Origin of the sequence: Streptomyces uncialis (assembly GCF_036250755.1) — a bacterium.
Taxonomy (GTDB): Bacteria; Actinomycetota; Actinomycetes; order Streptomycetales; family Streptomycetaceae; genus Streptomyces; species Streptomyces uncialis.
Genome location: NZ_CP109583.1, coordinates 3956701 through 3976439, shown reverse-complemented (window position 1 = coordinate 3976439; position 19739 = coordinate 3956701). Strand labels below are relative to the sequence as shown.

The 19739-nt window shown below is 71.2% G+C and carries 18 protein-coding genes and 1 tRNA gene; 6 read left to right on the top strand and 13 right to left on the bottom strand.

Annotated elements, in window-relative coordinates; genetic code table 11:
• Positions 1 to 31 precede the first annotated feature (31 nt).
• A complete protein-coding gene (gene galK / locus OG711_RS16345; protein WP_405674889.1) occupies positions 32 to 1234 on the top strand; it encodes a galactokinase in 1203 nt (400 codons plus the stop codon).
• Here galK and OG711_RS16340 read toward each other — a convergent pair.
• Positions 1218 to 1661 carry a GNAT family N-acetyltransferase gene (locus OG711_RS16340; protein ID WP_073783792.1) on the bottom strand — a complete coding sequence of 148 codons (444 nt, stop codon included), beginning with the start codon at positions 1659 to 1661 and terminating at the stop codon, positions 1218 to 1220. The genes galK and OG711_RS16340 overlap by 17 nt on opposite strands.
• Positions 1662 to 1925: 264 nt before the next feature.
• On the opposite strand from OG711_RS16340, the gene OG711_RS16335 reads away from it, so the two are divergent.
• Entirely contained in the window at positions 1926 to 2684 is a 759-nt protein-coding gene (locus OG711_RS16335; protein ID WP_073783794.1) for a LuxR C-terminal-related transcriptional regulator, read from the top strand.
• A gap of 553 nt (positions 2685 to 3237) precedes the next feature.
• Here OG711_RS16335 and OG711_RS16330 read toward each other — a convergent pair.
• Complete coding sequence (locus OG711_RS16330) at positions 3238 to 3735, bottom strand: MarR family winged helix-turn-helix transcriptional regulator (RefSeq protein WP_073783796.1); 498 nt, start codon at positions 3733 to 3735, stop codon at positions 3238 to 3240.
• 97 nt (positions 3736 to 3832) lie between these two features.
• Between OG711_RS16330 and OG711_RS16325 the strand changes: the two genes are divergently transcribed.
• Entirely contained in the window at positions 3833 to 4654 is an 822-nt protein-coding gene (locus tag OG711_RS16325; RefSeq protein ID WP_329559576.1) for a trans-aconitate 2-methyltransferase, read from the top strand.
• Positions 4655 to 5117: 463 nt separating this feature from the next.
• Here OG711_RS16325 and OG711_RS16320 read toward each other — a convergent pair whose 3' ends face one another.
• Entirely contained in the window at positions 5118 to 5792 is a 675-nt protein-coding gene (locus OG711_RS16320) for a TetR/AcrR family transcriptional regulator (protein WP_073783798.1), read from the bottom strand.
• Positions 5789 to 6778: an acyl-CoA desaturase gene (locus OG711_RS16315; protein ID WP_329559575.1), complete on the bottom strand. Its 990-nt coding sequence runs from the start codon at positions 6776 to 6778 to the stop codon at positions 5789 to 5791. The genes OG711_RS16320 and OG711_RS16315 overlap by 4 nt, the downstream gene beginning before the upstream one ends.
• Before the next feature lie 273 nt (positions 6779 to 7051).
• Between OG711_RS16315 and ppc the strand changes: the two genes are divergently transcribed.
• Entirely contained in the window at positions 7052 to 9784 is a 2733-nt protein-coding gene (gene ppc, locus OG711_RS16310; protein WP_073783802.1) for a phosphoenolpyruvate carboxylase, read from the top strand.
• Between the two features lie 117 nt (positions 9785 to 9901).
• Here the strand turns inward: ppc and OG711_RS16305 are convergent, their stop codons facing one another.
• The 7 genes from OG711_RS16305 to OG711_RS16275 all read right to left on the bottom strand — a co-directional run bounded on the left by OG711_RS16305 (position 9902) and on the right by OG711_RS16275 (position 15548).
• Positions 9902 to 10417 (bottom strand): hypothetical protein, encoded by a 516-nt coding sequence (locus OG711_RS16305; RefSeq protein ID WP_073783804.1) that lies wholly within the window; start codon positions 10415 to 10417, stop codon positions 9902 to 9904.
• Positions 10418 to 10509: 92 nt separating this feature from the next.
• Entirely contained in the window at positions 10510 to 11106 is a 597-nt protein-coding gene (gene pth, locus OG711_RS16300; protein ID WP_073783806.1) for an aminoacyl-tRNA hydrolase, read from the bottom strand.
• 164 nt (positions 11107 to 11270) lie between these two features.
• Positions 11271 to 11861 (bottom strand): 50S ribosomal protein L25/general stress protein Ctc, encoded by a 591-nt coding sequence (locus OG711_RS16295; protein ID WP_073783808.1) that lies wholly within the window; start codon positions 11859 to 11861, stop codon positions 11271 to 11273.
• Positions 11862 to 12071: 210 nt separating this feature from the next.
• Entirely contained in the window at positions 12072 to 13049 is a 978-nt protein-coding gene (locus OG711_RS16290; RefSeq protein WP_073783810.1) for a ribose-phosphate diphosphokinase, read from the bottom strand.
• 139 nt (positions 13050 to 13188) lie between these two features.
• Positions 13189 to 14637 carry a bifunctional UDP-N-acetylglucosamine diphosphorylase/glucosamine-1-phosphate N-acetyltransferase GlmU gene (gene glmU, locus OG711_RS16285; RefSeq protein WP_329559574.1) on the bottom strand — a complete coding sequence of 483 codons (1449 nt, stop codon included), beginning with the start codon at positions 14635 to 14637 and terminating at the stop codon, positions 13189 to 13191.
• Between the two features lie 112 nt (positions 14638 to 14749).
• Positions 14750 to 14820, bottom strand: a tRNA-Gln gene (locus OG711_RS16280).
• Between the two features lie 11 nt (positions 14821 to 14831).
• Positions 14832 to 15548, bottom strand: coding sequence for a hypothetical protein (locus OG711_RS16275; protein ID WP_329559573.1), 717 nt, complete (start codon positions 15546 to 15548; stop codon positions 14832 to 14834).
• Positions 15549 to 15714: 166 nt separating this feature from the next.
• On the opposite strand from OG711_RS16275, the gene OG711_RS16270 reads away from it, so the two are divergent.
• A complete protein-coding gene (locus OG711_RS16270) occupies positions 15715 to 17040 on the top strand; it encodes a sensor histidine kinase (RefSeq protein WP_073785425.1) in 1326 nt (441 codons plus the stop codon).
• 163 nt (positions 17041 to 17203) lie between these two features.
• On the opposite strand, the gene OG711_RS16265 is transcribed toward OG711_RS16270, so the two are convergent.
• Complete coding sequence (locus tag OG711_RS16265; RefSeq protein ID WP_073783816.1) at positions 17204 to 17725, bottom strand: SUKH-3 domain-containing protein; 522 nt, start codon at positions 17723 to 17725, stop codon at positions 17204 to 17206.
• 201 nt (positions 17726 to 17926) lie between these two features.
• The gene (locus OG711_RS16260) at positions 17927 to 18442 is read right to left on the bottom strand and encodes a YwqJ-related putative deaminase (protein ID WP_073783818.1); all 516 of its coding nucleotides are present in this window, start codon (positions 18440 to 18442) and stop codon (positions 17927 to 17929) included.
• A 286-nt stretch (positions 18443 to 18728) separates the two neighbouring features.
• Here OG711_RS16260 and OG711_RS16255 point away from each other — a divergent pair, with 286 nt between their 5' ends.
• On the top strand, positions 18729 to 19733 hold the full coding sequence (locus OG711_RS16255) for an HNH endonuclease (RefSeq protein WP_073783820.1): 1005 nt from the start codon (positions 18729 to 18731) through the stop codon (positions 19731 to 19733).
• Positions 19734 to 19739: the final 6 nt, after the last annotated feature.

The following is a 19739-nucleotide window of genomic DNA, read 5'->3' as shown; positions in this document are numbered from 1 at the left end:
CCCCGCGAGCCGTACCGGAGGACCCCGCCCCCTGGAACCGGAGCCCGCGGACCTGGACGGTGCCGCGCGGACCGTGGCCCGGGACTTCACCGCGCTGTACGGGGCCCCGCCCGAAGGGGTGTGGGCGGCGCCCGGCCGGGTCAACCTCATCGGTGAGTACACCGACTTCAACGAGGGCTTCGTGATGCCGCTCGCCCTGCCGCACACCGTCGTCGCCGCGGTGCGCAGGCGCACCGACGGCGTACTGCGGCTGCACTCGGCGGACATCCCCGGCCCGGTGGCCGAACTGGACGCCACCGCGCTGGAACCCCGCTCCGGCGGCGGCTGGGCCGCCTACCCGGCGGGCGTCCTGTGGGCCCTGGCCCGCGCCGGGCACACCGCCGTCCTCGGCGGCGCCGACCTCCATCTCGCCTCGACCGTCCCCACCGGCGCCGGACTCTCGTCCTCCGCCGCCCTGGAGGTCGTCACCGCCGTCGCCCTGGACGAACTCCACGGCCTCGGGCTCGACCGCCCCGCGCTCGCCCGGTACGCCCAGCGCGCCGAGAACGACTTCGTCGGTGTGCCCTGCGGGATCATGGACCAGATGGCGTCGGCGGTTTGCGTCCCCGGCCACGCCCTCCACCTCGACTGCCGCGACCTGACCGTCCGGCAGATCCCCTTCGACCTCACCGCCCACGGCCTCACCCTGCTCGTCGTCGACACCCGGGTCCAGCACGCCCTCGGCGACGGGGCGTACGCCGAACGGCGCGCGGGGTGCGAGGAGGGCGCGCGCCAGCTCGGTGTGCCCCATCTGCGCGACCTTCCGTACAACGCGCTCCCGCACGCCCTCGCGCGCCTCGACGACGAGCGCCTGCGCCGCTATGTACGGCATGTGGTGTCCGACGACCACCGGGTCGCACGGGTCGTCGCCCTGCTGGCCTCCGGTACCCCCGGGGACCTCCGCGCGATCGGCCCCGTCCTCACCGAAGGGCACGCGTCCCTGCGGGACGACCTGCGCATCTCCTGCCCGGAACTGGACCTCGTCGTCAGCGCGGCCACCGCGGCGGGCGCGCACGGGGCGCGGATGACCGGCGGCGGTTTCGGCGGCTCCGCCGTCGTCCTGACGGAGGCCGCGGACGCGGAGCGGATCGCCGCGGCGGTGCACGACGCCTTCGCCGACGCCGCGTTCACGGCGCCCCGGGTGTTCGGGGCGCGGCCGTCGGCCGGTGCCCGGCGCCTCAGACCAGCGTCTTGACCAGGGTGTACTCGGTGATGCCCGGCGGATAGTCCGGCAGGGCGCATATGACCTCGTACCCGTACCGGCGGTAGAAGTCCGGCGCCTGGAAGTCCCAGGTCCACACCCGCGAACGGGCACAGCCGTGCTCCTCGCGGGCCCGCCGCTCGGTGTCCGCGAGCAGCCGCGAACCGAGCCCCGTGCCGCGGTGACGCTCGTCCACCCACAGCAGATTCACATGCAGCCAGCCGCCCCAGGCGTGCGCGTCGCAGCCCCCCGCCAGCTCGTCGTCCTCGCCGAACGCCCAGACCTGCACGGGTATCTCCCGGTCCGCGACGGTCTCCCGCAGCGCCCGGAGCGCCGGCGACGCCCTCGTATTGGTGTCCCTCAGCCGGGAACGCAGCAGACCAACCCGGCGTTTGTCGACTTCTGTCTCCATACGAAACATACGACTCACCCTAAACGGCGGGTCCGAACAGTTCTGCAATTCGGCTTCCGCCGCTGCCCAGCGGCCTTACTCTGAGGGGCAGCGCCGGTGGGGGCCGGTGTGGATCAGGGGGCGAGACATCCGGGTACGGCACCCGTAGTGGGGGTAGCAGTCCGAGCACGGCGGCGGCCGTGCGGCTGCGGCGGCCCGTCCCCGGACCTCCCTGGTCCGGGAATCCACGCAGGGCGCTGTGTCCGCTCAGGTCGTCCCCCAAAGGGGGTTTCAGTGGTTCGTATCCGTGTCCTGGTCGTCGACGACCACCGCATCTTCGCCGAGTCGCTCGCGGCGGCACTCGCCGCCGAGCCCGACGTCGACGTGTCGGCCGCAGGCAGTGGCCCGGCGGCCCTGCGCTGCCTGGACCGCGCGGCGGCCGACGGCCGCAGGTTCGACGTCCTGCTCGCCGACGCCGATCTGGGCGGCGCGCCGCTGGGCGTGCTGCCCGGCGCGCGGCCCGCCGTCGCCGTCGCCTCCGAGCACGGGGGCGACGGCGTCGTCGACGGCATCTCGCTCGTCTCCGCGGTACGGCAGTCGCAGCCGTCCGTGCGGACGGTGGTGCTCGCCGAGAAAGACGACCCGAGGCGGGCGGCACTCGCCCTCCAGGCGGGGGCGTCCGGGTGGGTGGCCAAGGACTGCTCGCTGTCGCGGCTGCTCACCGTGATCCGGGGGGTGCTGCGGGACGAGACGCATCTCCCGCCGGCGCTGCTCACCGGGGTGCTGCGGGAGCTGACCGCGGCGCGCAAGCACCGGACGGAGAGCGAGCGGCTCGTGGAGTCGCTCACCCCGCGCGAGCGGGAGGTGCTGCGCTGCATGGTCGCGGGGCTGGGGCGCAAGGCGGTCGCCGAGCGGTTGTTCCTCTCCCCGCATACCGTGCGGACGCATATGCAGAACGTGCTCGGGAAGCTGGGCGTCCACTCCACGCTGGCCGCGGTGGCGCTGGCCCGGCGGGCGGGGGTGGGCCCGGTCGACCTGGAGGCGGCGTCCTGACGGGGGCGGTCCGTAGCGACTCACCCGAGCACCTCCCGTCCCCGTGCGGGTGTCGGCCGCTGTCGCGCGGTTCCCCGCGCCCCTAGGTTTTCGGTGCCGGGCCCACCTGTTCCTGTGCTGTCGCTCGTCGTTTTCGCGCAGTTCCCCGCGCCCCTTCGGGGCGCTCCCGGTTGGTTCTTCGGGTCGGGGCCGGTCGGGATTCTCCGTCCTCGCTCCAACGCGCTCGGTCGGACGTTCCTGTGGTCGGACTGAAGAGCATCGGAGTCTGCGGGCAGAGATTCCCGCCCACCCCCTCCCGCAGCAGCGCGAGTCCGCGAGGAGGGGGGTTGAACCCCGCCCCGGCCTGATGACAGCCCGCAGACGGACGGCAGCCCCAGGGGGCGCCCCCAAAGGGGCGCGGGGAACTGCGCGAAGACGAGGACCGACCCGCACCCGGCGAGCGACCGTAATGGGGCAGCATCCAGGGGCGCGGGGAACTGCGCACCCCACGAGCGACCCGCACCGGGACAAGTACGCCCAGCACAGGAAACCTCGGAAGCGCAAGCGAAGGCGATCAGCCGGGGATGTTGTCGAACGGTGCCGTGAGCTGCCTGAGCAGCGCGGCCAGCGCGCCCCGCTGCGCCGAGGACAGCTCGGAGAGGATGGCCCGCTCCTGGTCCAGGAGCCCGGCCAGCGCCTGGTCCGCCCGGTCCCGCCCCTCCGGCGTGAGCCGCACCAGCACACCCCGCCGGTCCGTGGGATCGGGCAACCGCTCGACCAGGCCCTTCTTCGCCAGCCGGTCGATCCGGTTCGTCATCGTCCCCGAGGTGACCAGTGTCTGGGTCAGCAACTGACCCGGTGAGAGCTGATAGGGCGCCCCCGCCCGCCGCAGCGAGGTCAGGACGTCGAACTCCCAGGGCTCCAGCTGGTGCTCGGAGAACGCGAGCCGGCGCGCGCGGTCGAGATGCCGCGCCAGCCTGCTGACCCGACTGAGCACCTCAAGGGGCTCCACGTCGAGGTCAGGGCGCTCCCGGCGCCATGCCGCGACCAGCCGATCGACCTCGTCCTCCATGGCGATCAGTGTAGTAGGTCTGTCGATGTGAAGTCTCTTGATGTCAAGATAGATGGTGGGGGTGGAGGACGGTCCTCCGCTCCGGGAGGAGACCGCCGTGCCCGCAGCCGTACCCGTCTGGGACCCGCACCAGTACCTGCGCCACGCCGACCACCGCGGGCGCCCCTTCGCGGACCTGCTGGCCCGTGTCCCCGAGCCGCCCACGGGCCGCCCGCCCCGGATCGCGGACCTCGGATGCGGACCCGGCAACGTCACCACGCTGCTCGCCCGGCGCTGGCCCACCGCGCGGATCACCGGCTACGACAACTCCACCGACATGCTCGACCGGGCCCGGCCGCTCGCCGGACCCACCGGGGGCGGGGGACACCTCGGCTTCGCGTACGCCGACGCCGCGACCTGGGACCCGGACCCCGCGGAGCCGTACGACGTGATCATCAGCAACGCGCTGCTCCAGTGGGTCCCCGGACACCTCGACCGGTTCCCCGGCTGGGTCGCGGGGCTCGCCCCCGGGGGAACGTTCGCGTTCCAGGTGCCCGGGAACTTCGGCGCGCCGAGCCACACGCTGCTGCGGGAGGTCGCCGAGGGGGCGCGGTGGCGGGAGCGGCTGGACGGGGTGCTGCGGCACGCCGAGGCCGTACGGGAGCCTGCGGAGTACCTGGACGCGCTTGCCTCGCTGGGGTGCGAGACGGATGTGTGGGAGAGCACGTATCTGCATGTGCTGCACGGGGACGATCCCGTGCTCGACTGGGTCAAGGGGACGGGGCTGAGGCCCGTGCTGACCGCGCTCGCGGACGACCCGGAGGGCCGGGAGGCGTTCCTGGACGAGTACCGCGCGGCCCTGCGGACCGCGTACCCCACCGGCCCCCACGGCACGGTCCTCCCCTTCCGCAGGATCTTCGCCACCGCCCACAAGCCGTAGCCCGATCACCCCGCACGGGGGCAAGCGGGCCCAGGTGCGGGAACCTGGCCCCCGCCGGACGCGACCCGCAGGGGCACAGCAACATCCAGGACCGCGCCCGAAGGGGCGCGGGGAACTGCGCACCCCCGAACCGCCCGCACCGGGGCAAGCGGGCTCAGGTGCGGGAACCCGGCCCCCGCCGGACGCGACCCGCAGGGGCACAGCAACATCCAGGGTCGCGCCCGAAGGGGCGCGGGGAACTGCGCACCCCCGAACCGCCCGCACCGGGGCAAGCGGGCCCAGGTGAGAGAACCCGCCCCCGCCGGACGGCGACCCGCACCGGGGCAAGCGGGCCCAGCTGAGAGAACCCGCCCCCCGCCGGACGGCGACCCGCACGGGGACAGGTGCGCCCAGGTGGAAGAACCCGATGCACCCCGCACGGGGACAGGTGCGGGACGCCAAGGGGGTGGACCCACGGACCCCGTCAGGACTTCCTTCGGCCTATCAGGCCCGGACGCGGCTCCAGCCCGTCCAACCCGTGCCACGCCAGATTCACCAGATGCGCCGCCACCTCGGACTTCTTCGGCTTGCGCACGTCCAGCCACCACTGGCCCGTCAGCGCGACCATCCCCACCAGCGCCTGCGCGTACAGCGGCGCCAGCTTCGGGTCGAACCCCCGGCTCTTGAACTCGCCCGCCAGGATGTCCTCGACCTGTGTCGCGATGTCCGAGATCAACGACGCGAACGAACCCGTCGACTGCGCGACCGGTGAGTCCCGCACCAGGATGCGGAACCCGTCGGTGTACTCCTCGATGTAGTCGAGCAGCGCGAACGCGGCCTGTTCGAGCAGTTCCCGCGGATGCCCCGCGGTCAGCGAACCCGTCACCCCGTCCAGCAGCCGCCGCATCTCACGGTCGACCACCACCGCGTACAGCCCCTCCTTGCCGCCGAAGTGCTCGTACACCACCGGCTTGGACACCCCGGCCTTCGCCGCGATCTCCTCCACCGACGTGCCCTCGAACCCCTTCGCCGCGAACAGGGTGCGACCGATCTCCAGCAACTGCTGGCGGCGCTCGGCACCGGTCATCCGGGTACGGCGCGTGCGCCGCGGCTTCTCGCTGCTCGATGTGCTGGAGTCGGTCGCCACGTCGTCCATCATGCCGGGTCGGTGGCTTCTTGCCTGCGCCGGGAGTCGATCCGTGACGCGGACGGCCACCGCACGTCGTACGCCCAGCCCAGCATCTCGAACCAGCGGATGAACCGCGCGGACGAGTCGACCTGCCCCCGCATCACCCCGTGCCGCGCCGAGGTCGGGTCCGCGTGGTGCAGGTTGTGCCAGGACTCGCCGCACGACAGCACCGCCAGCCACCACACATTGCCCGACCGGTCCCGCGACTTGAACGGCCGCTTGCCGACCGCGTGGCAGATCGAGTTGATCGACCAGGTCACATGGTGCAGCAGCCCCACCCGTACCAGGGAGCCCCAGAAGAACGCCGTGAACGCGCCCCACCACGACATCGTGGCCAGCCCGCCGATCAGCGGGGGCAGCGCCAGCGACACCACCGTGAGCGGGATGAACATCCGCGAGATCCGCCGGATGGCCGGGTCCTTCACCAGGTCAGGGGCGTACTTCTCCTGCGGGGTCCGCTCCTCGTCGAACATCCATCCGATGTGCGCCCACCACAGGCCCTTCATCAGCGCCGGGACCGTCTCACCGAACCGCCACGGCGAGTGCGGGTCGCCCTCCGCGTCGGAGAACTTGTGGTGCTTGCGGTGATCGGCCACCCAGCGCACCAGCGGCCCCTCCACCGCCAGCGAACCCATGACCGCCAGCGCGATGCGCAGCGGACGCCTCGCCTTGAACGAACCGTGCGTGAAGTACCGGTGGAAACCGATCGTGATGCCGTGACAGCCCAGGAAGTAGAAGAAGACGAGCAGCCCCACGTCCAGCCAGCTCACCCCCCAGCCCCAGGCCAGCGGGACGGCGACGGCGAGCGCCAGGAACGGGACCACGATGAACAGCATCAGCGCCAGCTGCTCGACCGAGCCCTTCTTCTCCCCTCCCAGCGTCGCTGGCGGAATCGGCTGATCAGGCTGTTCCGGCGCCTCCTGGGCGTCGTCCAGCACATCGGAGCGGGTGGTCATGGGGAGTCCTCTGGGGATCGAGGGTCACGAGCGGAGGCACGTACGGCCACGGCACCCTACGGTCCCGTAACCTACGGCATCGTAAGTATGGCAGTGCGGCGGCCCCCGGCAAGAGGCCCTTGGACCGCGCGTCCACCCGGACACCTATCCTGGACACGGTCGGACAGCGTCGTCCGCTCTGTGTTCGCCCCGGGCCCCCGAGCGGCGCCAGCAGCCGCACCTACCCCCGGGTTCCCCTCCAGAAGCGCCTCAACACTGCAAGGAGCCGCACCTGTGAGCAGTGCCGACGACCGCACCACGACCACGAGCGCCGAACTGCGCGCCGACATCCGCCGACTGGGTGACCTCCTCGGCGAGACCCTGGTCCGCCAGGAGGGTCCCGAGCTCCTCGAACTCGTCGAACGCGTCCGCAGCCTCACCCGCGAGGACGGCGAAGCAGCCGCCGCACTCCTCGGCGGCACGGAACTGGAGACCGCGGCGAAGCTCGTCCGCGCCTTCTCCACCTACTTCCACCTCGCGAACGTCACCGAGCAGGTCCACCGCGGCCGCGAACTGCGCGCCAGGCGCGCCGCCGAGGGCAGCCTCCTCGCCCGCACCGCCGACCGCCTCAAGGACGCCGACCCCGACCACCTCCGCGACACCGTCAAGAACCTCAACGTCCGGCCGGTCTTCACCGCCCACCCCACCGAGGCCGCCCGGCGCAGCGTCCTCAACAAGCTCCGCCGGATCGCCACCCTGCTCGAAACCCCCGTCATCGAGGCGGACCGCCGCCGCCACGACACCCGCCTCGCCGAGAACATCGACCTCGTCTGGCAGACCGACGAACTCCGCGTCGTGCGCCCCGAACCCGCCGACGAGGCCCGCAACGCCATCTACTACCTCGACGAACTCCACGCCGGAGCCGTCGGCGACGTCCTGGAGGACCTCACCGCCGAACTCGAACGGGTCGGCGTCAGGCTCCCCGACGACAGCCGCCCCCTCACCTTCGGCACCTGGATCGGCGGCGACCGCGACGGCAACCCCAACGTCACCCCCCAGGTCACCTGGGACGTCCTGATCCTCCAGCACGAACACGGCATCAACGACGCCCTCGACCTCGTCGACGAACTCCGCGGCTTCCTCTCCAACTCCATCCGCTACACCGGAGCCACCGAGGAACTCCTCACCTCCCTCCAGGCCGACCTCGAACGCCTCCCCGAGATCAGCCCCCGCTACAAGCGGCTCAACGCCGAGGAGCCCTACCGGCTCAAGGCCACCTGCATCCGTCAGAAGCTGGAGAACACCAAGACCCGCCTCGCCGCGGGCACCCCCCACGAGAACGGCCGCGACTACCTCGGCACCGCCGAACTCCTGCGCGACCTCACCCTCGTCCAGACCTCGCTGCGCGAACACCGCGGCGCCCTCATCGCCGACGGCCGGATGAACCGCACCATCCGCACCCTCGCCGCCTTCGGCCTGCAACTCGCCACCATGGACGTCCGCGAACACGCCGACGCCCACCACCACGCCCTCGGCCAGCTCTTCGACCGGCTCGGCGAGGAATCCTGGCGCTACGCCGACATGCCCCGCGAGTACCGCACCAAGCTCCTCGCCAAGGAACTCCGCTCCCGGCGCCCGCTGGCCCCCACCCCCGCGCCCCTCGACGCCGCCGGACACAAGACCCTCGGCGTCTTCGAAACCGTCAGGCGCGCCCTGGAGGTCTTCGGACCCGAGGTCATCGAGTCCTACATCATCTCCATGTGCCAGGGCGCCGACGACGTGTTCGCCGCGACCGTCCTCGCCCGCGAGGCCGGACTCCTCGACCTCCACGCGGGCTGGGCCAAGATCGGCATCGTCCCCCTGCTGGAGACCACCGACGAACTCCGCGCCGCCGACATCATCCTCGACGGCATGCTCGCCGACCCCTCCTACCGCCGCCTCGTCGCCCTGCGCGGCGACGTCCAGGAGGTCATGCTCGGCTACTCCGACTCCTCCAAGTTCGGCGGCATCACCACCAGCCAGTGGGAGATCCACCGCGCCCAGCGGCGGCTGCGCGACGTTGCCCACCGCTACGGCGTCCGGCTGCGCCTCTTCCACGGCCGCGGCGGCACCGTCGGCCGCGGCGGCGGCCCCTCCCACGACGCGATCCTGTCCCAGCCCTGGGGCACCCTCGAAGGCGAGATCAAGGTCACCGAACAGGGCGAGGTCATCTCCGACAAGTACCTCGTCCCCTCCCTCGCCCGCGAGAACCTCGAACTGACCGTCGCCGCGACCCTCCAGGCATCCGCCCTGCACACCGCGCCCCGCCAGTCCTCCGAATCCCTCGCCCGCTGGGACGCCGCCATGGACGTCGTCTCCGACGCCGCCCACGGCGCCTACCGCGCCCTCGTCGAGGACCCCGACCTCCCGTCGTACTTCTTCGCCGCCACCCCCGTCGACCAGCTCGCCGACCTCCACCTCGGCTCCCGCCCGTCCCGCCGCCCCGACTCCGGCGCCGGACTCGACGGACTGCGCGCCATCCCCTGGGTCTTCGGCTGGACCCAGTCCCGCCAGATCGTCCCCGGCTGGTACGGCGTCGGCTCAGGACTCAAGGCCCTGCGCGAAGCGGGACTCGACACCGTCCTCGCCGAGATGCACGAACACTGGCACTTCTTCCGCAACTTCGTGTCCAACGTCGAGATGACCCTCGCCAAGACCGACCTGCGGATCGCCCGCCACTACGTCGACACCCTCGTCCCCGACCACCTCAAGCACGTCTTCACCGCCATCGAGGCCGAACACGCCCTCACCTGCCGTGAGGTCATGACCATCACCGGCGGCGAACGCCTCCTCGACACCCACCCCGTGCTCCAGCAGACCTTCGCCATCCGCGACGCCTACCTCGACCCCATCTCCTACCTCCAGGTCTCCCTCCTCGCCCGCCAGCGCGCCGCCGCCGAACGCGGGGAGGACCCGGACCCCCTGCTCGCCCGAGCCCTCCTGCTCACCGTCAACGGCGTCGCCGCCGGACTGCGCAACACCGGCTGACCACCGGGACGGGTTCCGGCCACCACACGGCCGGAACCCCGAGCGGGTGCCGGCCTCACACCGGCCGAAACCAAAGGCGGGTGCCGGCCCTCACGGCCGGCACCCGCCCCGCATCCCCTACACCGTGACGACGGCCGCCGCCAGCAACAACAACCCCGCGGCGGCCGTCGCCCATGCCGTACGCCACAACCGCACACCCCCCGCCAGCACCACCGCCGCCAGCAGCAACGCACCACCCAGCGGCACCCACGACCGCACCAGCCCCGGCATCCCCGCCCGGACCACCTCGTCCGTGTCCGGCTTCACCACCACCGCCAACCGGTCCCCGGCACCCGCCCCCACCGACTGGTCCAGCACCACCCGCTCCCGCGCCCGCGCCCCCGGCGACAACGGCGTGAACGCCCCCACGCACTCCTCACCACCACACCGCGACACCGTCATCTCGCCCCGCTCACGGCCCTTCGTGAACAGCACATGCTGCGCCGACCCCCACGACCCCCACACCCCGGCCACCAGCAGCACCAGCGCCACCAGCCCCATCGCCGCCCGCCCCAGCCACGTCAGCACGGCACGACCGGAACCGCGGGAGGAACCGGAGGGACTTCTGTGACCCGAGGGGGCGCGCGCAGACATGGCCGCGATCCTTGGCCATCGCCCCACACCCGGTCAACCGATCCCAGCGACATGTCACAAGATGTACGAGCGCCCTGTGACGAGCACCACCCTCACCCGTTGTACGTGCCCTGCGCCCGCTCCAGCCCCTCCGCCAGCAGACACTCCACCGCGTCCGCCGCCCGGTCCACGAAGAAGTCCAGCTCCTTGCGCTCCACCGACGAGAAGTCCTTCAGCACGAAATCCGCCACCTGCATACGCCCCGGCGGACGCCCGATCCCGAACCGCACCCGGTGATAGTCCGGGCCCATCGCCTTCGTCATCGACTTCAGCCCGTTGTGCCCGTTGTCCCCGCCGCCCAGCTTCAGCCGCAGCACCCCGTAGTCGATGTCCAGCTCGTCATGGACCGCCACGATGTTCGCCGTCGGCACCTTGTAGAAGTCCCGCAGCGCCGTCACCGGACCCCCCGACACATTCATGAACGACATCGGCTTCGCCAGCACCACCCGGCGGCTCCCCGGACCCGGCGGACCCACCCGCCCCTCCAGCACCTGCGCCTGGCCCTTCGCCGACCGCTTGAAACTCCCCCCGATCCGCGCCGCCAGCAGATCCGCCACCATGAACCCCACGTTGTGCCGGTTCATCGCATACCCCGGCCCGGGATTCCCCAGCCCCACCACCAGCCACGGCGCACCCACATCAGCCGACATACCGCCGAACCTCCACCCTCACCGGGAACCACTCACGACAACGACCGACGACGACCGACAGCAGTCGGCGACGACCGGCAACGACAAAACAGCCGCCGCCCGGCAGGGCGGCGGCTGTCAGAAACCGCGACGGACGGACACACCGCCCACCACGAGGACCGGACTCACGCCTCGGAAGCGGCCTCGTCGCCGGAGCCCTCGGCCGGAGCCTCTTCCGCCTGCGCGGAGAGCACCTGGATGACCACGGCGTCGTCCTCGACGTCCAGCGTCACACCGGCCGGCAGGGTGACATCCTTCGCCAGGATCGACGCGCCCGCCTCAAGACCCGCCACCGACACGGTGAACGACTCGGGGATGTGCGTCGCCTCGGCCAGCACGGGCAGCGTGTTCAGCACGTGCTCCAGCAGGAAGTTGCCCGGGGCCAGGTCGCCCTCGGTCAGCACCATGACCTCGACGTTGACCTTCTCGCCGCGCTTCACCAGCAGCAGGTCCACGTGCTCCAGGTGACCGCGCACCGCGTCACGCTGAACAGCCTTCGGGATCGCCAGCTCGGTCGCGCCGTCCACGTCCAGCGAGATCAGGACGTTCGGCGTACGCAGCGCCAGCAGCAGCTCATGGCCCGGCAGCGTCACGTGAACCGGGTCCGTACCGTGCCCGTACAGCACACCGGGGACCTTGTCCTCACGGCGGATACGGCGGGCGGCACCCTTGCCGAACTCGGAACGGGTCTCGGCGACAAGCTTGACCTCGGACATCAGCACTCCTCGTAGAAGAAACAGACAAACGGCCGTCACCCGGCCACACGACTGGCCTGCTACGAAAGAGCGCGTCGATAACGGACCGCCGCACAAGAATGCGGCCTCCCTCGCCGAGCAACTTCACCAGCTTACTCGGCGGGAAGGCCGCACTCCAAAAGGATCACCCGGGGACGGCCACCACCACGGCCACCCCACCGGGCACCACGACTACGACTGCTCGTCGAACAGGCTCGTCACCGAACCGTCCTGGAACACCTCACGCACCGCACGCGCGATCGTCGGCGCGATCGACAGCACCGTGATCTTGTCCAGCTCCAGCTCGTTCGGCGTCGGCAGCGTGTCCGTCAGCACGAACTCGCTCACCTTCGAATTCTTCAACCGGTCCGCCGCCGGACCCGACAGCACACCATGCGTCGCCGTCACGATCACGTCCTCCGCGCCATGCGCGTACAACGCGTCCGCCGCCGCACAGATCGTGCCACCCGTGTCGATCATGTCGTCCACCAGGACACACACCCGGCCCTTCACATCACCGACGACCTCGTGCACGGTGATCTGATTCGCCACGTCCTTGTCACGACGCTTGTGCACGATCGCCAGCGGCGCGCCCAACCGGTCGCACCAGCGATCCGCCACCCGCACCCGGCCCGCGTCCGGCGACACCACGGTCAGCTTCGACCGGTCCACCTTCGCACCCACGTAGTCCGCCAGGATCGGCAGCGCGAACAGATGATCCACCGGACCGTCGAAGAACCCCTGGATCTGATCCGTGTGCAGATCCACCGCCAGAATGCGGTCCGCACCCGCCGTCTTCATCAGATCCGCGATCAGCCGCGCCGAGATCGGCTCCCGCCCGCGGTGCTTCTTGTCCTGCCGCGCATACCCGTAGAACGGCACGATCACGGTGATGCTCCGCGCCGACGCCCGCTTCAACGCGTCGATCATGATCAACTGCTCCATGACCCACTTGTTGATCGGAGCCGTGTGGCTCTGGATCAGGAACGCGTCCGCACCACGCGCCGACTCCTGATACCGCACATAGATCTCACCATTGGCAAAATCAAAAGCCTTCGTCGGAACGATCCCGACCCCCAGCTGATGAGCGACCTGCTCCGCCAACTCAGGGTGAGCGCGGCCGGAGAAGAGCATCAATTTCTTCTCGCCGGTCGTCTTGATCCCGGTCACAGCACAGTCTCCTCGACGTGTTTCGCGGCTGCCGCACCCGTCAGCGTCCCTCAGCGACGAGTCAGCCGAATCAATGACCCAATCCAGCGGAATGAGTGCACCTATCACGGTACGCCGTGTCGGACGCACCCGTTTCCGGTCAGCTTTCGCCACCGGCCTCCCGGGCAGCCGACTCCGCGGCCTTCGCCGCCGCGCTCCCCGGACGCTTCCGCGCCACCCAACCCTCGATATTCCGCTGCTGGCCACGGGCCACCGCCAGTGAACCGGGCGGCACATCCTTCGTGATCACCGACCCCGCGGCCGTATAAGCCCCGTCCCCGACCGTGACAGGCGCCACAAACATGTTGTCCGAACCCGTACGGCAATGGGACCCCACAGTCGTGTGGTGTTTGTCCCGCCCGTCGTAGTTCACGAACACGCTCGCCGCACCGATGTTCGTGAAGTCACCGATCGTCGCATCACCCACATACGACAAATGGGGCACCTTCGTCCCCTCACCCAACGACGCGTTCTTCAACTCCACATACGTACCCGCCTTCGACCGCGGACCCAGCACCGAACCCGGCCGCAGATACGCGAACGGCCCCACCGAAGCCCCCGCACCCACCACAGCGCCCACGGCCACCGAATTGTCCACCCGCGCCCCCGCGCCGACCTCCGTGTCCGTCAGCCGCGCGTTCGGACCCACCTCGGCACCCTCACCCACCGACGACGCACCCAGCAACTGCGTCCCCGGATGCACCACCGCGTCCCGCCCGAACGACACCGACACATCCACCCACGTCGACAACGGATCCACCACCGTCACCCCCGCCAGCATCGCCCGCTCCAGCAACCGGTCGTTCAGGATCCGACGCGCCTGCGCCAACTGCACCCGGTTGTTGATCCCCGCGATCTCCCGGTGATCCCCCGCCACCGACGCACCCACCCGGTGCCCCGCGCCCCGCAGGATCCCCAGCACATCCGTCAGGTACTCCTCACCCTGACTGTTGTCCGTCCGCACCCGCCCCAGCGCCTCCGCCAGCAACGCGCCGTCGAACGCGAACACCCCCGAATTGATCTCCCGGACCGCCCGCTGCTCCTCCGACGCGTCCTTGTGCTCCACGATCGCCGTCACCGCGCCCGTCGACGCGTCCCGCACGATCCGCCCGTAACCCGTCGCGTCCGGCACCACGGCCGTCAGCACCGTCACCGCGTTGCCCTCGGCCGCGTGCGCGTCCGCCAGCTCCCGCAGCGTCCGCCCGGTCAGCAGCGGGGTGTCACCACAGACCACGATCACCGTGCCCCCGACGGCCCCGCCCAGCTCCTCCAGACCCATCCGGACCGCGTGCCCCGTGCCGTTCTGCTCGTGCTGCACGGCCGTACGCGTCTGCGGGTCGATCGCCGCGAGGTGCTCCGTCACCTGCTCCCGCGCGTGACCCACCACGACCACCAGCCGCTCCGGCTCCAGCTCGCGGGAGGCGGCCAGCACATGGCCGACCAGGGAACGGCCACAGATGTCGTGCAGGACCTTGGGTGTGGCCGACCTCATACGGGTGCCCTCACCCGCTGCGAGTACGACGACGGCGGCCGGGCGAATGGTGCTCACGGTATGCCCTTCGGCTTCGGTGCGTGGGTTGGACCACCGCAGGATACCGGGGCGTAGGTCACCAGAAATGGGGACGGGTCCCGACCATGCGGTCAGGACCCGAACTTCGCAGCTCCCGGAGAAGGACTCGAACCCTCATTCAACGGACCAAAACCGTTTGTCCTACCTTTAGACGATCCGGGATAGTTTGCGCGCTATGTCCGAGTTCCGTGATCGGTGCCGGTCGAACGCGCAGCCAACACTATGCCGCACCACCAGCCTTCGATGCGACGGTATAGGTCAGCCCCGTTCCTGACGTCGACGCGCAGACAGCCGCGATAGCCGTCCTCGGTGTTCTTCCGGTCGGTCGTGGGCTTGTGCCTCTTGAGCGTCGTCTTGCCGAGCTCCTCGACGGTGATGCCGACCAGGTCGGCCCAGAACCTCTCGGCGGTGGGGATGTCGGCGGACTCGTGGATGTACAAGGAGAACCTGACCCGCCCGGGTTCCACCCCGACGTGCCGCAGCCAGGCGGTGAACACCTCGATCATCGTCGGGTCGCTGTTCATGAAGGTGACCCGCGCCTGGGGGCGGTACGGCTTGCTCTTCGTGCCCTCCGCCCAGTACAGACAGACGCCGGCGATGAGCAGCTGCTGATCGGTGAGCGCGCCGATCTCCGCCGTGGCCGCGCTCCGGGTCCGTTGTCGTTCGGCTTCGCGCAGCCGCATGGTCGGCTCCCAGCGGCGCTTCGCGGCGGCGGACGCCAGTGCCGGGTCGGCGGGGCGCCGTACCGGCTTCGGCAGGTCGCTCACCCAGAGGGATATCGAGCTCTTGGAGCACTTCAGCTCCGACTGGATCTCGTCGTATGTGAGGCCCTGGCGGCGCAGTTCGCGGGCGCGTGCGCGCAGGACGGGTTTGGCGTGGGGGTGGGTCATGGCTCCACGATCGTCCGGAATGCGGACGTCCGGGACCGGTTCTCGACTGGTTCACCAGTTCGAGTGATGTGGTCGATGACCTCTTCCTTTTCGTTACGTGCTGTGAGGAGTCGGGCGCGGAAAACTCCCCGGAAACGCGGTGCCGCGCGCCCGTACGCTGGGGGACATGACCACGACGGGGGAAGACCAGCACACGGCCTTGACCGGGCCGTGGTGGTGGGCGCGGCGGCGTAGTGCCGTGCTGGACGCGACGCTCGCGGCGGCGTCGGCGACGGAGTGTGCGGAGCGGGGGGCGGATTTCGCGCGGGGGGTGGGTCTGCCGGAGGCGCTGGGGCTGCTGCTGGGGGGTGCGGCGGGGACGGTGCTGCTGGTGCGGCGGCGGTGGCCGGTCGCGGTGGTGCTGGTGGCGATCGCGGTGACGCCGGCGGAGATGGGTTTCCTGCTGAGCGTGGTGGGTCTGTACTCGCTGGCGGCGTCGGAGCTGCCGCGTCGGATCATCGCGGGGCTGGCGTCGATGTCGTTGCTGGGCGTGCTGATCGTCTCGTATGTGCGGACCACGCAGGACGTGGCGTCGGGGGCGTCGACGCTGGGTGACGGTCTGGTGCCGTTCGTGGCCGTGACGATGTCGTTGGGGCTGACGGCTCCGCCGGTGCTGCTGGGTCTGTATGTGGGGGCGCGGCGGCGGCTGATGGAGAGTCTGCGGGAGCGCGCGGATTCGCTGGAGCGGGAGCTGATGCTGCTCGCGGAGCGTGCGGAGGAGCGTGCGGAGTGGGCGCGGAGCGAGGAGCGGACGCGGATCGCGCGGGAGATGCACGATGTGGTGGCGCACCGGGTGAGTCTGATGGTGGTGCACGCGGCGGCGTTGCAGGCGGTGGCGCGGAAGGACCCGGAGAAGGCGGTGCGCAACGCGGCTCTGGTGGGGGACATGGGGCGCCAGGCGTTGAGTGAGCTGCGGGAGATGCTGGGTGTGCTGCGGACGGCCGACGGGGTGAAGCCGGTGGCGGTGGGCGCGGGTTCGGGTGGTTCGGTGCCGCTGGCGTCGGTGGGGGTGGCGGCGGCTGCCGCCGCTTCGCGGGCGGCGGGTCAGGTTTCGGAGGGTCCGTCGTTGGCGGATCTGGACGAGTTGGTGGGGCAGTCGCGGGTGGCGGGGATGTCGGTGGTGCTGTCGGTGGAGGGGGATTTGCGGCGGTACGCGGCAGAGGTGGAGCAGACGGCGTACCGGGTGGTGCAGGAGGCGTTGACGAACGTGCACAAGCACGCGGCGGGCGCGAAGACGTATGTGCGGTTGGCGCACCGGGGCGCCGAGATCGCGATGCAGGTGGAGAACGAGGCGCCGGTGGCGGTGGACGGTGTGGGGGCCGGGTTGCCGAGTGGCGGGAACGGTCTGGTGGGGATGCGGGAGCGGGTGGGCGCGCTGGGCGGTGTGTTCGTGTCGGGTCCGACGGACGCGGGGGGTTTCCGGGTGTCGGCGGTCATCCCATGCGGGGTGTGACGGGCGCTTGAGGGATGCGACGGGCGGCCTGCCGGGTGCGGGGCGCGGCGTGGGCGGTGCGGGCGGTGTCGCCTGTGCCGCCTTTGGTGTCCGTGGGGCCGCTCGTGTCACCCCTGCTGCCGGTGCCCGGTGCCCGGTGCCGGTGCCGGTGCCGGTGGGGGTGTCAGGTGCTGAGGCGTGGGGGGTGGGTGCCGGTGACGAGGGTGGCGAGGGCGGCGTCGATGGTGGCGCCGAGGTACCAGTCGCCGGTGTGGTCGAGTCCGTAGACGCGTCCTTCGGTGTCGATGGCGAGCAGGGCCTGGTGGTCGTCGGGGGTTCCTGCGGTGAGTTCCTCGCCGAGCGGGCTGACCTGGGTGCCGAGGGCGCGGCCGAGGTCGGCGAGGGTGCGGGCGAGGTGGAGGCCGTGCAGGGGGTCGAGGCGTGCGGCGGTGGGGGCGACGGGGCGGCCGGGTCCGGGGGGCATGGGTCCGGGGGTGAGGTGGAGGCCGCCGAACTCGGCCCAGGCCTCGACGGCGGCGGGGAAGACGGCGTGCTGGTGTCCGCCGGGTGAGGTGTGGGCGCGGAGGGTGTCGGCCCAGTATTCGGCTTGTTTGATGTCCCAGCGTCCGGGTTCCCATCCCGCCGCGCGCAGGGCGACGTCGACGGGGACGGGGAAGCGGGTGGTGGAGGTCCGGTCGGGGTGCATCTGGTGTCTCCGGCGGGTGCCTTGGTGCGGGGGATTGCGGGTGCGTGGGTGCGGGTGGCGGGTCAGGGCGTGCGGGTACGGGGGCGGGTACGGGTGTGCGCTCGCGCGCGCGGGTGTTCCGCTCCGTTCGGGGCCGTCCGGTTCATGCCCAGGGGCGGGCCGGTGGCGGGTGGGCCGGCTGCCCGTGCGTCCGGTGGCGGGTCATCCGGTGGTGGGGTCGACGACGCGTACGCCGAAGTGGGCGGTGAGGGCGGTGCAGGCGCGGCAGGGGTGGGCGAAGGTGCCGTGGAGGGGGTCGTCGTCCTCGCGGATGCGGCGGGTGGTGAGTTTGGCGTTCTTGAGGGCTTTGCGCCCTTCGCCGTTGGTCATGGGTCTGCGGCGGGCGCGTTTGGAGCGTTCGCCGTCGGCGGTGGTGAGGTGGCGCGAGATGAGCAGCGTCTCGGCGCAGCGTCCGGTGTACCGGTCCCGGCGTTCGCTCGTGAGGGTGTCGAGATAGTCCTGTACGAGGGGGTGCAGGGCGGGGGGCCGGTCGCCGCGGGCGGCGGTGCCGGTGAGGGTGGCGCCGCGGACGGAGAGTGCGGCGGCGACGGTGGGGAGGATGCCGTCGCGGCGGTGCGCGAGGGTGGGTGTGTGGGGGGTGTGGTCGGTGCTCCAGCCTACGCGGGGGTCGCCACCGGGGTCGGTGGGTGTGGTGGATGTGCTGGGTGTGGTGCTCATCGTGATGCGGTTTCCCTCCCCGCGGGAGGGTGCCGGCTTGGTCGTCGCCGCCCCCGCGTGCGGTGTCAGCCTGCCAAACGGGGCTACCGGTGCGGAAGTCGCGGTGGTGTGACACGCGTGTCGTTCGTCTTTGGGTCACGTCGTTGTGACTGGAGGTCACCGGATCGACGGGTCGGTGACCGGTGTTGCGGTTCGGCATAGGCTGTTGCCGACCGAGTTCCGTCCGCATCGATCACGTACATGATCACGTATCGATCCATCCCAGTGCCGCAGGGGGGCAACCGCCATGACGACAGGTCGGCTCGGGCAGCAGACCGCGCCGCCGAACGCGGCGTACGCCGGGCAGGTCGTGCATTTCCCGGACCCGGTCCGGGCGGCGCGGCATCCTCGGGGGGTGCGGGTGGACGAGAGCGGTTTCCCGGATTTCTCGGCGTTCGCGCGGGCGGCGGCGGAGATCGCGGAACCGCCCGAGGGTTTCGGCGTCGACGAGTTGCGCTTGACGGACTACGTGTCGGCGAACGCGGTGCTCGCGGCGGAGGGCCATCCGTTGTGGGAGTCGGTGGCGCCGGTGGCGACACCGCACGGGTGGACGTGGCATCACGTGCCGGGGACGCGGCGGCTGGAGCTGGTGCCGGTCGAGGTGAAGGCGTTGCTCCGGCATCACGGCGGGCTGGCGACGGCGCCGGTGGATCAGGGCAAGCGCGGCACGCGGCCGTTGCAGGAGACGCGTCCGGCGCATTTCGCGCTGCCGCGGGGCGCGGCGGCGGTGTCGGAGTCGCAGGTGCTCGCGGTGGAGGAGGACCTGGGGTACCGGTTGCCGGGTTCGTACCGTTCGTTCCTGAAGGCCGCGGGCGGGTGCGCTCCGGTGGGGGCGGCGCTGGACGCGGAGCTGGGGCTGCTGGTGGACCAGCCGTTCTTCACGGTGCGTGACGAGGCGGCGGTCAATGATCTCGCGTATGTGAACAAGTGTCTGCGGGATCACCTGACGAAGGATTTCCTCGGGGTCGGTTTCGTGCAGGGTGGTCTGCTGGCGGTGAAGGTGCGGGGCGAGGCGCCGGGTTCGGTGTGGTTCTGCCCGTACGACGATGCCCGGGACCGGGACGGCTGGTCGGTGGAGGAGCGGGTGCGGCGGTTGCTGCTGCCGTGCGGTGACGACTTCGACGGGTTCCTGTCGCGGTTGGCGGGGAGTCCGCCGGAGTTGGAGACGGTGGCGAATCTGATGGTGGACGGCGGGTTCGCGCGGTCGGTCCCGGTGGGCGGCCAGGGCGTGGGCCCGGCGGCGGGGGAGTGAGTTCTC

Excerpts from the sequence above, each read along its gene's own strand:
- pth (WP_073783806.1), bottom strand. The coding sequence starts at position 11,106 with ATGTCGGCTGATGTGGGTGCGCCGTGGCTGGTGGTGGGGCTGGGGAAT.
- OG711_RS16270 (WP_073785425.1), top strand. The coding sequence starts at position 15,715 with ATGACCACGACGGGGGAAGACCAGCACACGGCCTTGACCGGGCCGTGG.
- OG711_RS16330 (WP_073783796.1), bottom strand. The coding sequence starts at position 3,735 with ATGGAGGACGAGGTCGATCGGCTGGTCGCGGCATGGCGCCGGGAGCGC.
- OG711_RS16340 (WP_073783792.1), bottom strand. The coding sequence starts at position 1,661 with ATGTTTCGTATGGAGACAGAAGTCGACAAACGCCGGGTTGGTCTGCTG.
- OG711_RS16295 (WP_073783808.1), bottom strand. The coding sequence starts at position 11,861 with ATGTCCGAGGTCAAGCTTGTCGCCGAGACCCGTTCCGAGTTCGGCAAG.
- OG711_RS16265 (WP_073783816.1), bottom strand. The coding sequence starts at position 17,725 with ATGCACCCCGACCGGACCTCCACCACCCGCTTCCCCGTCCCCGTCGAC.
- OG711_RS16260 (WP_073783818.1), bottom strand. The coding sequence starts at position 18,442 with ATGAGCACCACACCCAGCACATCCACCACACCCACCGACCCCGGTGGC.
- OG711_RS16305 (WP_073783804.1), bottom strand. The coding sequence starts at position 10,417 with ATGTCTGCGCGCGCCCCCTCGGGTCACAGAAGTCCCTCCGGTTCCTCC.
- OG711_RS16255 (WP_073783820.1), top strand. The coding sequence starts at position 18,729 with ATGACGACAGGTCGGCTCGGGCAGCAGACCGCGCCGCCGAACGCGGCG.
- OG711_RS16320 (WP_073783798.1), bottom strand. The coding sequence starts at position 5,792 with ATGATGGACGACGTGGCGACCGACTCCAGCACATCGAGCAGCGAGAAG.
- OG711_RS16275 (WP_329559573.1), bottom strand. The coding sequence starts at position 15,548 with ATGACCCACCCCCACGCCAAACCCGTCCTGCGCGCACGCGCCCGCGAA.
- OG711_RS16315 (WP_329559575.1), bottom strand. The coding sequence starts at position 6,778 with ATGACCACCCGCTCCGATGTGCTGGACGACGCCCAGGAGGCGCCGGAA.